At 40.0% G+C, this 13,276-nt stretch carries 15 protein-coding genes and 1 riboswitch; all 15 genes read left to right on the top strand.

Annotation, left to right across the window (positions count from 1 at the left end):
* Nucleotides 1–4 precede the first annotated feature (4 nt).
* The 15 genes from sigF to ytfJ all read left to right on the top strand — a co-directional run bounded on the left by sigF (nt 5) and on the right by ytfJ (nt 13,234).
* On the top strand, nt 5–760 hold the full coding sequence (gene sigF / locus ACH8E3_RS01380) for an RNA polymerase sporulation sigma factor SigF (RefSeq protein WP_458630786.1): 756 nt from the start codon (nt 5–7) through the stop codon (nt 758–760).
* A gap of 156 nt (nt 761–916) precedes the next feature.
* Nucleotides 917–1,561: a stage V sporulation protein AA gene (locus tag ACH8E3_RS01375; protein ID WP_458630785.1), complete on the top strand. Its 645-nt coding sequence runs from the start codon at nt 917–919 to the stop codon at nt 1,559–1,561.
* A complete protein-coding gene (locus ACH8E3_RS01370; RefSeq protein WP_458630784.1) occupies nt 1,558–1,992 on the top strand; it encodes a stage V sporulation protein AB in 435 nt (144 codons plus the stop codon). Before ACH8E3_RS01375 ends, ACH8E3_RS01370 begins: the two co-directional genes overlap by 4 nt.
* Before the next feature lie 23 nt (nt 1,993–2,015).
* Nucleotides 2,016–3,587: a spore germination protein gene (locus tag ACH8E3_RS01365; protein WP_458630783.1), complete on the top strand. Its 1,572-nt coding sequence runs from the start codon at nt 2,016–2,018 to the stop codon at nt 3,585–3,587.
* Between the two features lie 129 nt (nt 3,588–3,716).
* Nucleotides 3,717–5,048, top strand: coding sequence for a diaminopimelate decarboxylase (gene lysA, locus ACH8E3_RS01360; protein WP_458630782.1), 1,332 nt, complete (start codon nt 3,717–3,719; stop codon nt 5,046–5,048).
* 165 nt (nt 5,049–5,213) lie between these two features.
* Nucleotides 5,214–5,651 (top strand): peptidylprolyl isomerase, encoded by a 438-nt coding sequence (locus ACH8E3_RS01355; RefSeq protein WP_458630781.1) that lies wholly within the window; start codon nt 5,214–5,216, stop codon nt 5,649–5,651.
* 139 nt (nt 5,652–5,790) lie between these two features.
* Nucleotides 5,791–6,312: a hypothetical protein gene (locus ACH8E3_RS01350; protein ID WP_458630780.1), complete on the top strand. Its 522-nt coding sequence runs from the start codon at nt 5,791–5,793 to the stop codon at nt 6,310–6,312.
* A gap of 99 nt (nt 6,313–6,411) precedes the next feature.
* Nucleotides 6,412–6,587: riboswitch (FMN riboswitch) on the top strand.
* Between the two features lie 270 nt (nt 6,588–6,857).
* Nucleotides 6,858–7,967, top strand: a complete 1,110-nt coding sequence (gene ribD / locus ACH8E3_RS01345) for a bifunctional diaminohydroxyphosphoribosylaminopyrimidine deaminase/5-amino-6-(5-phosphoribosylamino)uracil reductase RibD (protein ID WP_458630779.1) — start codon at nt 6,858–6,860, stop codon at nt 7,965–7,967.
* A 14-nt stretch (nt 7,968–7,981) separates the two neighbouring features.
* The gene (gene ribE / locus ACH8E3_RS01340; RefSeq protein WP_458630778.1) at nt 7,982–8,647 is read left to right on the top strand and encodes a riboflavin synthase; all 666 of its coding nucleotides are present in this window, start codon (nt 7,982–7,984) and stop codon (nt 8,645–8,647) included.
* A gap of 136 nt (nt 8,648–8,783) precedes the next feature.
* Nucleotides 8,784–10,025: a bifunctional 3,4-dihydroxy-2-butanone-4-phosphate synthase/GTP cyclohydrolase II gene (locus ACH8E3_RS01335; RefSeq protein WP_458630777.1), complete on the top strand. Its 1,242-nt coding sequence runs from the start codon at nt 8,784–8,786 to the stop codon at nt 10,023–10,025.
* Nucleotides 10,026–10,052: 27 nt separating this feature from the next.
* The gene (gene ribH / locus ACH8E3_RS01330; RefSeq protein WP_458630776.1) at nt 10,053–10,520 is read left to right on the top strand and encodes a 6,7-dimethyl-8-ribityllumazine synthase; all 468 of its coding nucleotides are present in this window, start codon (nt 10,053–10,055) and stop codon (nt 10,518–10,520) included.
* Nucleotides 10,521–10,590: 70 nt separating this feature from the next.
* Nucleotides 10,591–11,385 (top strand): segregation and condensation protein A, encoded by a 795-nt coding sequence (locus ACH8E3_RS01325; RefSeq protein ID WP_458630775.1) that lies wholly within the window; start codon nt 10,591–10,593, stop codon nt 11,383–11,385.
* A complete protein-coding gene (gene scpB / locus ACH8E3_RS01320; protein WP_458630774.1) occupies nt 11,354–11,959 on the top strand; it encodes an SMC-Scp complex subunit ScpB in 606 nt (201 codons plus the stop codon). The genes ACH8E3_RS01325 and scpB overlap by 32 nt, the downstream gene beginning before the upstream one ends.
* 142 nt (nt 11,960–12,101) lie before the next feature.
* Complete coding sequence (locus tag ACH8E3_RS01315; protein ID WP_458630773.1) at nt 12,102–12,782, top strand: DUF2953 domain-containing protein; 681 nt, start codon at nt 12,102–12,104, stop codon at nt 12,780–12,782.
* Nucleotides 12,755–13,234, top strand: a complete 480-nt coding sequence (gene ytfJ / locus ACH8E3_RS01310; protein WP_458630772.1) for a GerW family sporulation protein — start codon at nt 12,755–12,757, stop codon at nt 13,232–13,234. Before ACH8E3_RS01315 ends, ytfJ begins: the two co-directional genes overlap by 28 nt.
* The last annotated feature ends 42 nt before the right edge of the window (nt 13,235–13,276 follow it).

Below are 13,276 nucleotides of genomic sequence, written 5' to 3'. Positions count from 1 at the left end.
AGTAATGGATGCTGAAGTGAAAAAAGTCTCACAAACCTACTTGGAAGATTCGGAAGTCAAACGTCTTATTGCACTTAGTCAATCAGGAGATACCGTTGCCCGAGATACATTAGTAAACTGTAACATTCGTCTTGTCTGGTCCGTCGTGCAAAGATTTATGAACAGAGGATATGATCCAGAGGATTTATTTCAAATCGGTTGTATTGGATTGTTGAAATCAGTTGATAAATTTGATCTGAGCTATGATGTTAAGTTCTCAACGTATGCGGTTCCCATGATCATAGGAGAAATCCAACGATTCTTAAGAGATGATGGGACAATTAAAGTCAGTCGTTCGCTGAAAGAAATGGCTAATAAAGTTCGTAAGAAAAAAGATGAACTTTCGAAGTTATTAAATCGATTGCCAACCATCAAGGAAGTAGCAGAACATCTTGGTGTTACGCCAGAGGATGTGGTCTTTGCGCAGGAAGCGAATAAGCCGCCAACATCTATACATGAGACTGTCTACGAGAATGATGGGGACCCGATTACGCTAATGGATCAGATCGCCGATGAATCCCAAGATAAATGGTTTGAGAAGCTTGCTCTGAACGAAGCGATTGAAGGATTATCTGAACGTGAACGACTTATTGTCTATCTAAGGTATTATCGTGATCAGACCCAATCGGAAGTGGCAAGCAGGCTCGGTATTTCTCAAGTACAGGTATCTCGATTAGAAAAGAAGATTCTTCAGCTTATACGTGAGCAGATTGCTCAATAATAGGAAGAATGTATGAACGTCAATTGCATAGGAGCATTATTTATTAGCCTACTTCTATAAGAATTCACATTCTTATAGAAGTAGGCTTTTTTGTGAGTAAATAATACTAAAGTTTCACATACTACCTTTAATTTAACTGTAAAGGAGTGATGTGTAATGGAGTCCTCTTCCACTCCCACGGTATATCTGCAACTGAAAAAACGTGTTCAACTTCCTCGAGGAAATACCGTTACGCTTGGAGCAGTAGCTCTTATTCTAACTGAACCAGAATGGGAAGAGGAACTGTTCAATCTTGAATTAGTTGTGCCACAACAAGTGGATGGTAATTTACTTGTTGTGGACCTTATGAAGATTATTCCGCTTGTACAGGATGTGATTCGTAATGTGCATATTGAATCTATAGGTATGCAGCAAGTGATCGTAGAGATTGTTGAGAATCCTAAGCAGGCATCGATTCCCTTGTTTATACTCGTATGGTTATTGCTGTTCTTTGGCTCTGCCCTAACCATTATGAATTTCCATGCAGACGTGAATATGATGGAGGTGCACATTAGAGTAGTTGAGATGATTACGGGTAAACGAAATGAACATCCGTATCTTTTTCAAAGTGCGTATTCATTGGGGATTGGGTTCGGTATGGTTGTGTTCTTCAATCATTTATTTAAGAAGAAATGGAATGAAGAACCGACACCACTTGAAGTTGAAATGTATCTATATCAAGAGAATATTGATCAATTCGTTGTAGCCGAAGAATACAAAAAGGTTGGTTCTAATCTTCACAAACGAGATAGGAACTCATGATAAGTGCTATGGGAATGATGGCCGGTGTTGTGGAGATTATCTTGGGCATTGCTGGGGGTATTGCTGTAGGTAGTGGTGTTATCGCCTTTATCCTTGTCCTGGATATTATTCCGCGTCTCGCTCAATTAACGTTCACTTATCATAAAGTACATTGGTATGAAGCGGCCTTAATTTTGGGGTCTCTCATCGGAACGATTAGTGACTTCTGGCATTGGACAGCATCGTTCAATCCAATTGTCTCTATCATCATCGGCTTATTTTTCGGTGTGTTTGTAGGCTTGCTTGCAGCGGCTCTAACAGAAGTGTTAAATGTACTGCCCATCCTAGCCAAACGCCTACATATGAAGAACTACATTGTAGGATTACTGATGGCGATGGTTGCAGGGAAGATTCTGGGATCGTTTTTTGATTGGTTTATATTTCGGAATTAGATAGATATAAGGGAGTGAAGACCATGCCACAACAATCACCTAACGATAATGAGAAGAATGAAGAGCAAGAACATAAGCTTCAGGAGAAAAGAGATCGGGAAGTCTCAAATACGCTGGAAGAATCCATCATATACTGGCAAGATGACGATTATTTCTCAGGAGATCTCAAACAAGTTGAAAAGGTGCTCAACGAGGTCGTCGGTCTGGGGAAATCATTTGATGTAGTGTTTAGAGAGATGGTGTTTGGTGGCGTTGAGACTGGCATTCTATTTATCAATGGATTCACGGACAGTGATATTATGACAGAGATTCTCACTAGATTGACTTATCTGCAGCATGAGGGGGTTCACTCCGATATGATGAAGGCAATGTTCAATCAATATATCCCTCATATCCAAGTGGAGAAAGTAGAAAAATTAAGTCAGGCAATCAATAAGATGCTTACAGGGATGAGCGCGTTCTTCATTGAGGGTGATCGTACGATGCTACTTGTCGATTCACGTACATATCCTTCCCGAAATCCGGACGAATCGTCCATAGAACGGGTAGTACGAGGATCAAGAGATGGGTTCACAGAAACGATGCTAACGAATGTGTCGTTGGTAAGACGCAGAATAAGAGATCCTGGATTAATGTATGAAGTTGTCCAAGTTGGACGAAGAACGAGAACGGATGTATGTATAGCCTATATCGATGACATTGTAGATAAGGTGCAGGTCGATACGATCCGACAGAAGATCAAAGATGTCAACATAGACGGTCTACCATTAGGAGATAAGCAACTGGAAGAAGCTATTATTAACAAAGGGTGGCTTCCGTACCCCTTAGTTAGATATTCAGAGCGTCCTGATGTAGTAGCTTCCCATTTACTTGAAGGACGAGTCATTCTGTTCGTGGATACCTCACCAAGTGTTATGATCATGCCTACGACTTTTTTTGATCTGTGTCAACATGCAGAAGAGAATCGCCAGACACCTTTTATAGGGACATATTTACGATGGATTCGATTCATGGGAATCTTTTTCTCCATGTTCTTACTCCCACTATGGATGTTACTCGTTCTCAATCCAGAGCTGAAACCAGAAGCATTAGCATTTATAGGTCCACAAGAGACGGGAAAGATACCCCTGATCTCCCAATTCCTAATGGTCGAATTCGGTGTAGATTTACTACGATTAGCTGCTGTTCACACACCAACATCCATCTCCTCGGCGATGGGTTTGATTGCCGCCATTCTTGTAGGAGACATTGCAGTGAAGACAGGTCTGTTCGTCAACGAAGTTGTATTATATATGGCTATCGCTGCCATAGGGATGTTTGCGACACCAAGTTATGAATTGGGATTGGCCAATCGAATTGTTCGGCTGGTACTATTAGTTGCCGTATCTATCTTCCACGTACCAGGCTTCGTGGTTGGTGTGACGTTATTAGTGCTATTGCTAACGCTTCATAGATCTTATAACTCATCATATCTATGGCCATTTATCCCCTTTAATGCAAGAGCAATGGCTGAGATTTTGTTTCGTATGCCGGTCTTGTCTAATAAGAAACGTCCATCCTTTAACAAACCACGAGATAATACACGGATGCCTTGATATAAGAACGTTCATCATAAAATACAAATGTTCTTCACATAAATCCATTTACTCTTATTTCAGGATTCTGATATACTGATATAAATTCAGATGGAATATCAAGGCCATCATAAGTGGAGGACTGTAGAGATGTTTTTACATGGTACAAGTACAATAAATGGTAATGGGCACTTAGAGATTGGTGGTTGTGATGTTGTTGATCTTAAATCGCAATATGGTACACCGCTGTACATTATGGATGAGCAGTTAATCCGCGATCGTTGTAAAGCGTATGTTGATTCGTTTAAGGCATCGGGACTGAAGTATCAAGTGGCCTATGCTAGTAAAGCCTTTTGTGTTATGGCTATGTGCGCAATTGTAGCACAAGAGGGTATGTCTTTAGATGTTGTATCTGAAGGTGAATTATACACGGCATTGCAGGCTGGGTTCCCTGCCGAACGTATTCATTTTCATGGGAACAACAAAACACCAGTTGAGATTGAAATGGCTATTGAAGCGGGGATTGGCTGTTTTGTTGTCGATAATGTCATTGAATTGCAACTATTGCAAGCTATTGCAAATGAGATGAATAGAACGGTAAATGTTCTACTTCGGGTAACTCCAGGTGTTGAGGCGCATACGCATGAATATATATCCACAGGACAGATCGATTCCAAATTTGGATTCGACATTGGCAACGGATCTGCATTCGATGGTGTGAAGATGGCCACAGACCTAACTAGAATTGAGTTGCTAGGTGTACATTCCCATATTGGATCCCAAATATTTGAGGTAGAAGGATTCCAACTGGCTATTCAGAAGGTAGCTGATTTCGCTAAAGAAGTGTATCAGCAGCTTCAAGTTAGTTTCAAAGTCGTTAATCTTGGTGGTGGATTCGGTATCCGTTATGTTGAAGGAGATACGCCGCTCCAAGTGTCAGAATATGTGAAGGCTATTACTGATGCCGTGAAGGAACATTTCGCAAATATTTCAAGTCAATTACCCGAGATATGGGTAGAGCCAGGACGTAGTATTGTTGGTGATGCAGGAACAACTCTGTATACTGTAGGTACCCAAAAGGACATTCCCGGTGTGCGTAAATATGTTGCTGTAGATGGTGGAATGACAGATAACCCACGCCCAGCATTGTATCAATCTCAATATGAAGCTCTTCTTGCTAATCGTGCCAATGAGGAAGAGAATGAATTGGTCTCGATTGCTGGTAAATGTTGCGAGAGCGGGGATATGTTAATATGGGATGTTCAACTTCCTGAAGTGAAAAGTGGAGATTTATTGGCTGTATCCTGTACAGGTGCATACAATTACTCGATGGCAAGTAACTATAATCGTATTCGCCGTCCTAGCGTTATTTTTGTAAAAGATGGTCACAGTGATCTCGTTGTTAAAAGAGAAAGTCTGCAGGATATTATAGGAAATGACCTTGTACCAGAGAGAATAAGTAAGCAATCGATATTGAATTAGAATTTGGATTAGAAGGCAATTGATTTCTTTTTCTTCATGTAACTTTTGCTTTCATGTATCCTTTCATAGTAAACTATAGGATGTCTATAATAAGCTTATAAGCGAAGTGTAATGAGTGAAATCATTACATTTTATTCGCACAATATGTGAAGGAGCTGGTATCATATGAAAAAAGGAACAATTGAACTAGAAAAAGGCGGAGTAATCGAGATTGATTTTCTAAATGAAGAAGCACCAAACACAGTAGCTAACTTCGAGAAATTGGCAAATAGCGGTTTCTATAACGGACTAAGTTTTCACCGTGTAATTCCTAACTTTGTTGCACAAGGTGGTTGTCCGACAGGTAATGGTACTGGTGGACCAGGGTATACAATTAAGTGTGAAGCATCCAACAATACGACGAAGCATGCTAGAGGCGTATTGTCTATGGCTCACGCTGGTAAAGATACAGGTGGTAGCCAATTCTTTATCGTATATGCACCACAACCACATTTAGATGGTGTACATACCGTATTTGGTGTAGTAACGAGCGGTTTGGATCATGTGGATAACATCAGCGCTAATGATAAAATGAAAGAAGTAAAAGTGTGGGACGAAGCGTAATTTAGTTGTTCGTTTCATCATGTGAAAAAGGGCTTTAATTGGCATATCGCTGATTAAAGCCCTTTTCTTTATGAATAGTTCCATAACTTGTAACATTTACTCGTTTTATCCGTCTAAGATGATAAAGGGGGGAATTGTTATGAAACAAAGAATAGTAATCCTGATGGTATCGCTTTTACTTATCTTGATGGTCATTCCAACCACTACTTCTGCTCTATCTTGTGTAGAAAAGCCTACAGTGGAGCAGGGTTATGAGAAATATGATGCTGTTATCATTGGTTATGTAGAAGATGTTATTCGCAAGAGAGATCATAATCAAATTAGATTAAATGTAATGAAGAGTTTTAAAGGTGTGGATAAACAACATATTGTCGTTAAAGAGGATATTACTTGGGGTTCGTTGTCAGGTCCTAGTGAGATTGGTGTGGAATATCTTTATTATTTAACAGGGCAAGAAAAAGATTGGGAGAATCCACTGTGTTCGCCAACAACGAATATGACTGATGCAACGCAAGATCTTGAATTTTTAAAAGGAAAAGAGATTCCAATCGAAACAACATCTCAACTGAATTGGATGATCATTATGGGTATCGGTTTGTTAGGCATATTGGTGATAGCAATATGGCAGTTCAGAAGCAATCAAAGAAACAAATCGAATTAGACTTCATTTTTGTAACTTGCTATATTTAATATAGTCACACTCTTGTTTTATTAATTTTTTGGTGGTAAAATTCTTAAATACAAGTAAATATGAATATGTTTTATCCTTCGGGGCAGGGTGAAATTCCCTACCGACGGTGTTGCCATATAGATAGTTCATGCCCAGCGCATGAGATTATGGCTAAGTCCGTGACCCATTCACTGATGATTGTAGTGTATGGCTGACCTAGTGCAAATCTGGGACCGACAGTATAGTCTGGATGAGAGAAGGAGAGCAGCATGCGCAACTCACTGTAGTGATTGCGTAACTTAACACAGTAAATAAGGCACAGTTATATGTGACTGATTTCACAATATACCTTTTAGACGTATATTTAGGTCCTTTGTGTAATCATTATTTTGCTTGTGTTTAGTATGTACTCTTAAGATTCTCACAACCACCCCTGTATCGGATGAATGAATATCATCTGTTGCAGGGTATTTTTGTATCCATATCGTACTGAACGGTATATGAATGGTGTATAGAAGGTTGAGGTGAAATAAACAATGGAAATTATGAATGATGAGTTCTATATGACTTTAGCACTGGACATGGCTGAGAGAGCTCAAGGTCAGACCCAGATAAATCCTGTAGTCGGTTGTGTGATCGTGAAAGATGGGGTATTGGTTGGTATTGGAACACATTTGGAGCTTGGTACACCACACGCTGAAGTCCACGCATTAAATATGGCAGGAGACAAGGCGGTTGGAAGCACAGTGTATGTTACATTGGAACCTTGTAGCCATTACGGAACAACACCACCTTGTAGCGAACGGTTAATTCATGAGCGTGTTCAACGCGTTGTGGTGGCCTGTAAAGATCCTAACTCTCAGGTATCTGGTAAAGGGATTGCTATGCTGGAAGATCACGGAATACAGGTAGAGGTTGGATTGCTTCAAGATCGTGCATTGAAATTAAATGAGAAATTTTTTAAATATATTACTTCAAGAATGCCATACGTTACTCTGAAGACCGCAAGTACGTTAGATGGTAGAATTGCTTCCAAGACAGGTGATAGTAAGTGGATCTCCAATGAAGCGGCACGCGAACAGGTACATACACTTCGTCATCGTCATCAAGGCATTATGGTGGGTGTAGAGACGGTGATATTGGATAATCCGCATCTTACTACACGTTTAGCAACAGGTGGTATAAATCCAATACGTATTATTGTGGATTCGCAATTACGTACGCCATTAGAGTCACATGTTGTAACTGATGGAATGGCCCAAACGATTATTCTTACTACATCGCACATGAACATGGCCAGGGCGGAACAGCTTAAGCAAAAAGGCGTTATCATACTTCAATGCGGTGAAGGTCCTCGTGTGGATTTGAGATTAGCGATGACCGAACTTGGCGATATTCAGATTAGTTCAATTCTTCTAGAAGGTGGAGGGACATTGAATGGTGCAATGCTGCATGCCCAATTAATCGATCGAATCATCCTCTATTTAGCACCTAAGATTATTGGAGGAATAAATGCTCCAAGTAGTTTCTCTTTTGAAGGGAAAGAGTTGATGAAGGATGCTGTTTATTTAGAATCATTAGAAGTGGAACAACTGGGAGATAATTTATGTATCAGTGGTATTCCTGTTTATGCCCAACCCACTTGAAGGGGGTTTTCATCATGTTTACCGGTTTAGTTGAAGAGATTGGAACACTTCGAGGATTGACACGTAATGGGGAAGCTATGGTATTGCATATCAATGCTTCTATAGTAATGGATGATTTGAAGATTGGAGATAGTGTTGCTGTAAATGGGGTATGTCTAACGGCAACATCCATCGATAAGCAATCTTTTGCCGTAGATGTTATGCCTGAAACATATCGTCGTAGTAATCTGAAGGAACTTCAGATGGGAAGTAAAGTGAATCTAGAGCGTGCGATGATAGCCAATGGACGGTTCGGTGGTCATGTGGTTCAAGGACATGTGGATGGGATTGGAACAATACATCATGTTATGAAGAATCAGAATGCCGTAGTCTATGAGATTAGACCAGAAAGTTCAGATATTTTTAAATATATTATTCCAAAAGGCTCGATAACACTTGATGGTATTAGTCTAACCGTTGTCAATACAACAAGTACTACATTTCAGGTCTCCATCATTCCGCATACCTTAGCCCAGACCGTTCTTCATGATAAGCGCGCAGGTGCTACTGTGAACGTTGAATGTGACGTGTTAGGTAAATATGTTGATCATTTGCTCCATTATAAGTCGTCAGACCAGCCCAATGATGAGAAACCATCGGTGATAAACATGGAATCCTTGGCGCGAAATGGTTTTGTGTAAGATTGCTTTCGAAGTGAGTTTTGACGAAGTGAATCTAAGAAGCGATGCTCCAAAACTTTTAGTTATGCTTTCGAAGTGAGTTTTGACGAAGTGAATCTAAGAAGTGATGCTCCAAAACTTTTAGGGGGTTATAACAATGGAACAAGAGAATATATTTTCTCCAATTGAGGAAGCCATATATGATTTGATGCGCGGAAAAGTAATTATCGTTGTAGATGATGAAGACCGTGAGAATGAAGGTGATTTCATTGCCTTAGCTGATAAAGCGACGCCTGAAGTCATTAACTTTATGATCACTCAAGGTCGTGGATTAGTATGCGTTCCAATCACGCAAGAGCGTGCTGATGAATTGGACTTAACACCAATGGTTGCTAGGAATACAGATAATCATGGTACTGCCTTTACGGTATCAATTGACCATAAAGACACGACAACGGGAATTTCGGCTTATGAGCGTTCATTAACAATAAAGGCATTACTAGATCCAAAAGCTCATAAAGATGACTTCCGTAGACCAGGTCATATGTTTCCTTTGATCGCAAAAAAGGGTGGCATTCTACGCCGTGCAGGCCATACGGAGGCAGCAGTAGATTTGGCACGTATGTGCGGATCATATCCTGCAGCGGTTATATGCGAAATCATTAAGGAAGATGGCTCGATGGCTCGTCTGCCTGATCTGATTACAATCGCTAAAGAACAAGATTTGAAGTTGATTAATATTAAAGAATTGATTCATTACCGTAATGACAAAGAGAGATTAGTGAACCGAGAAGTATCTGTTCGCATGCCGACAGACTTTGGTGAATTCCAAGCGATTGCTTACACCAATGAAGTAGATGATAAAGAACATCTTGCATTGGTTAAAGGCGAGATCGATCCGACGAAGCCGATTCTCGTACGAGTTCATTCTGAATGTCTAACAGGAGATGTGTTCCATTCGCATCGTTGTGACTGTGGACCACAATTCGCTTCTGCATTACGTCAAATTGAAGCAGAAGGCAATGGCATTCTACTCTACATGCGTCAAGAAGGCCGCGGAATTGGGCTTCTGAATAAATTAAGAGCTTATAAATTGCAGGAAGAAGGTTTAGATACTGTAGATGCTAACCTCAAGTTAGGTTTCCCAGCAGATATAAGAGATTATGGAATTGGCGCACAGATTCTAAAGGATCTGGGTGTAAGACAGATTAGACTCCTTACCAATAATCCGCGCAAAATAAAGGGATTGGAAGGTTATGGTCTCGAAGTGGTTGAGCGTGTTGCTATTCAGATGGATGAGAATGAAGATAACACTAAATATTTACACACGAAGCAATCCAAACTTGGTCATCTGATGAAATTTGATGATATAGAGCAAGATGAGAATTCGAAATTATAATACAAATTGAGGGGAAGATGAGTTATTATGACACATTATTTTGAAGGAAATTTAATATCCGAGGGTTTAAGATATGGAATCGTAGTTAGTCGTTTCAATGAGTTCATTACAAGTAAGTTACTAAACGCAGCAGTTGATGCACTGAAAAGACATGGTGTACAAGATACTGAAATAGATGTGGCTTGGGTTCCAGGCGTATTCGAAATTCCACTGATTGCACAGAAAATGGCTGAGAGTGGAAAATACGATGCTATCATTACATTGGGTACAGTCATTCGAGGAGCAACTTCACACTACGACATCGTGTGTAATGAAGTAGCCAAAGGCGTAGCAAGCATTAATCTTAAGAGTGGTATTCCAACCATCTTCGGCGTAGTTACTACGGAGAATATCGAGCAGGCGATTGAGCGTGCTGGAACGAAGGCTGGTAATAAAGGTTATGACTGTGCTATCTCTGCAATTGAAATGGCAAACTTGACGAAACAGTTTAAATAGTGCTTATTTAATATAGTACCCTAACTAATAAGGGTACTATATTTTTGATTAAACGTGGCCGGAGGGACATATGGAGTCTGTATTGTATAAGCTGGAGACCTTTGAAGGTCCGCTTGATTTACTGTTGCATCTGATTGATAAAGCGGAAATTGATATCCAGGATATCCCTATCACTGAGATTACAGAGCAATATATGAGTTATTTGATGAATATGCAGGAGCTTGAACTTGGAGTTACGAGTGAATTTCTTGTTATGGCTGCTACGCTATTATCGATTAAGAGTAAGTTATTGCTTCCTAAGCCACCTGTTATCGAGTTTGATGATTTTGATTTCTATGAAGATGAAGATCATGATCCTCGCGCAGAGTTGATTCAGAAGCTAATCGAGTACCGCAAATATAAAGGAATTGCACAACATCTTCATGAACGGGAGTTCGATAGAAGTCTTATTTTTTCGAAAGAACCTGAGGATTTAGCCGTTTGGATGCCAAAAGTGACTACTAATCCTGTTCAAGGGTTACATACTTCAGATTTAGTTGCAGCTTTTCAAAAAGCCTTGCGTAAGGTAGTTAAACGAAACTCTTATTCTCGTATTCACAGAGATGAGATCACAGTCAAGGATCGTATTCGGTATGTCGTTGATACGTTACAGCGGGGTGGGAAAGGGAGTCAGCTTCTATTCTCGAAGCTATTGCATGAGGACATGATGCGACATGAAATCGTTGTGACGTTTCTAGCTATACTAGAATTAATGAAAATGAAGCAAATCTTATGTTATCAGGAAAGACTGTTCGATGACATTGTCATGGAGTGGAGAGGGGAAGAAGAATTGAATGGAATTTCAGAAGTTGAAATCGATTATTGAGGGACTTCTTTTCCTCTCAGGAGATGAAGGTCTTAGTGTGAAGCAAATGGCTGAGATTGTAGAACAACGAACAGAGTTAGTGAAAGATGTCATCGAAGAAATGAAAGAAGACTTCGTTCGGCAACAACGTGGATTACAGATTATGCAGATCGCTGGGAACTACCAACTAGCGACACATCAAGAACATGCTGTATATTTCGAAAGATTAGCATATTCGCCATCTCGTGCAACACTTTCACAAGCTGCTTTGGAGACGTTGGCTATCGTAGCTTATAGGCAACCCATAACGCGTGTGGAGATTGAAGAGATTCGAGGAGTTCGCTCTGAACGTGCCATTCAAACGCTTGTCCACAAGGATTTGATTGAAGAGAAAGGACGGGCTGAGGCAATTGGTCGTCCAATTCTGTACGGAACAACAAGATCATTTCTGGATTACTTTGGATTGGCAAGTATTTCGGATTTGCCTGAGCCATCCCTATTTGAGAATAAAGATAATCTTGAAGAAGAGACACAGATGTTGTTCGATCGCTTGGATGGACGTCAATTGACTTTTGATGATGTAAAAGACACATAAATGAGAATATTAGATTAGCAAGCCGCCATTCATAAGGAATGGCGGTATTTGTGTTGTAATTCATTTTTTGTGGAATGATTACTATCCATAATTGTCATACTAAGGATAAATACTTAAATTATTAATATATGGAGGTTAATAGATGTGGTTCGTAATTATAATCAGCATTGTTATCTTGATGGTCTTCATAGTGATCCTATTATCTAAGATCAAAGTTGATATTTGGGTAAGGAAGAATGGGAAAGATGATGAGGTCATGATCCATATGAAGTTATTGTATGGTGTAATTAAGCTACACTATGAAATACCTGTGGTGAGAATGAATAATTTAGAAGAGGGAGTCTCTTTGGAAGTAAATAAAAAAACAAAACCAAGTCAGACCGAAGAACAACATGATAAGACTGAGGTGGATAAAAAGAAAGTAGATGAATGGATATCACGATTTCATGAAATCCTTGAAGCGACGTTATTCCTTAAAGTATGGCTTCGAAGAACATTTGCACATCTAAACATTACTAAGTTGGAGTGGGCAACGCAATTTAGTGTTGGTGATGCTGCTTATACAGCGGTTGCTTCAGGTATCGTATGGAGTACCAAGACATTCCTTATGGGTTGGTTATCTTCTCATGTACGCATGAAGATAACACCGCGTTTGTTTGTCGTACCTGCTTATGATGATCGAGTTCATCTTTCCAGCGAGATATCGTGTATAGTACAAATCTCATGCGGGTACGCTATATATGCAGGCTTGGTACTTATGGTACGCGTGCTGAAAGTGAAAGGAGGAGTTAAACGATGGAGGACCATCCTATCAAAGGCTTAATGCAGACAGCAATGGAAAACTTAAAGAGTATGGTGGATGTCAATACAATTGTTGGTGATCCCGTTCAAACACCAGACGGAAGTGTCATTCTACCTATAAGCAGAGTGGGGTTTGGGTTTGCTGCAGGGGGTAGTGATTTTCAAGTCGATGGTGGTACGAAGAGTTCAGGTCATGCGTCTGATGGACAACAAGCATCTAGTAAGTTCCCATTTGGTGGAGGGACTGGAGGAGGAGTATCCATAAGACCGATTGCCTTTCTTGTAGTAGGCAAAGATGGTGTGAATATTCTTCCGCTTGATTGTCAGACCCATATTTATGAGAAGATGATCGATATGGTTCCATATGTTATGGAGAAAGTTCAGGCTATGAGTCAGAAGAGTAGTTCTACTAATAATGCGGGTTCGTCCATGAGCATGTCTACTAGCAAATCGTCAGATTCAATCGTTATTTAAACTACAATAACCCCCTTCCTATAACATGGGAGGGGGTTATTT

The sequence above is a fragment of the Paenibacillus sp. CMAA1364 genome (assembly GCF_054373195.1).
Note: the sequence above shows the minus strand (reverse complement) of the source record. Positions and strands in the feature narration are given on the sequence as shown.

Coding starts and splice junctions, on each gene's coding strand:
- sigF (WP_458630786.1), top strand. CDS start 5: ATGGATGCTGAAGTGAAAAAAGTCTCACAAACCTACTTGGAAGATTCG.
- ACH8E3_RS01375 (WP_458630785.1), top strand. CDS start 917: ATGGAGTCCTCTTCCACTCCCACGGTATATCTGCAACTGAAAAAACGT.
- ACH8E3_RS01370 (WP_458630784.1), top strand. CDS start 1,558: ATGATAAGTGCTATGGGAATGATGGCCGGTGTTGTGGAGATTATCTTG.
- ACH8E3_RS01365 (WP_458630783.1), top strand. CDS start 2,016: ATGCCACAACAATCACCTAACGATAATGAGAAGAATGAAGAGCAAGAA.
- lysA (WP_458630782.1), top strand. CDS start 3,717: ATGTTTTTACATGGTACAAGTACAATAAATGGTAATGGGCACTTAGAG.
- ACH8E3_RS01355 (WP_458630781.1), top strand. CDS start 5,214: ATGAAAAAAGGAACAATTGAACTAGAAAAAGGCGGAGTAATCGAGATT.
- ACH8E3_RS01350 (WP_458630780.1), top strand. CDS start 5,791: ATGAAACAAAGAATAGTAATCCTGATGGTATCGCTTTTACTTATCTTG.
- ribD (WP_458630779.1), top strand. CDS start 6,858: ATGGAAATTATGAATGATGAGTTCTATATGACTTTAGCACTGGACATG.
- ribE (WP_458630778.1), top strand. CDS start 7,982: ATGTTTACCGGTTTAGTTGAAGAGATTGGAACACTTCGAGGATTGACA.
- ACH8E3_RS01335 (WP_458630777.1), top strand. CDS start 8,784: ATGGAACAAGAGAATATATTTTCTCCAATTGAGGAAGCCATATATGAT.
- ribH (WP_458630776.1), top strand. CDS start 10,053: ATGACACATTATTTTGAAGGAAATTTAATATCCGAGGGTTTAAGATAT.
- ACH8E3_RS01325 (WP_458630775.1), top strand. CDS start 10,591: ATGGAGTCTGTATTGTATAAGCTGGAGACCTTTGAAGGTCCGCTTGAT.
- scpB (WP_458630774.1), top strand. CDS start 11,354: ATGGAATTTCAGAAGTTGAAATCGATTATTGAGGGACTTCTTTTCCTC.
- ACH8E3_RS01315 (WP_458630773.1), top strand. CDS start 12,102: ATGTGGTTCGTAATTATAATCAGCATTGTTATCTTGATGGTCTTCATA.
- ytfJ (WP_458630772.1), top strand. CDS start 12,755: ATGGAGGACCATCCTATCAAAGGCTTAATGCAGACAGCAATGGAAAAC.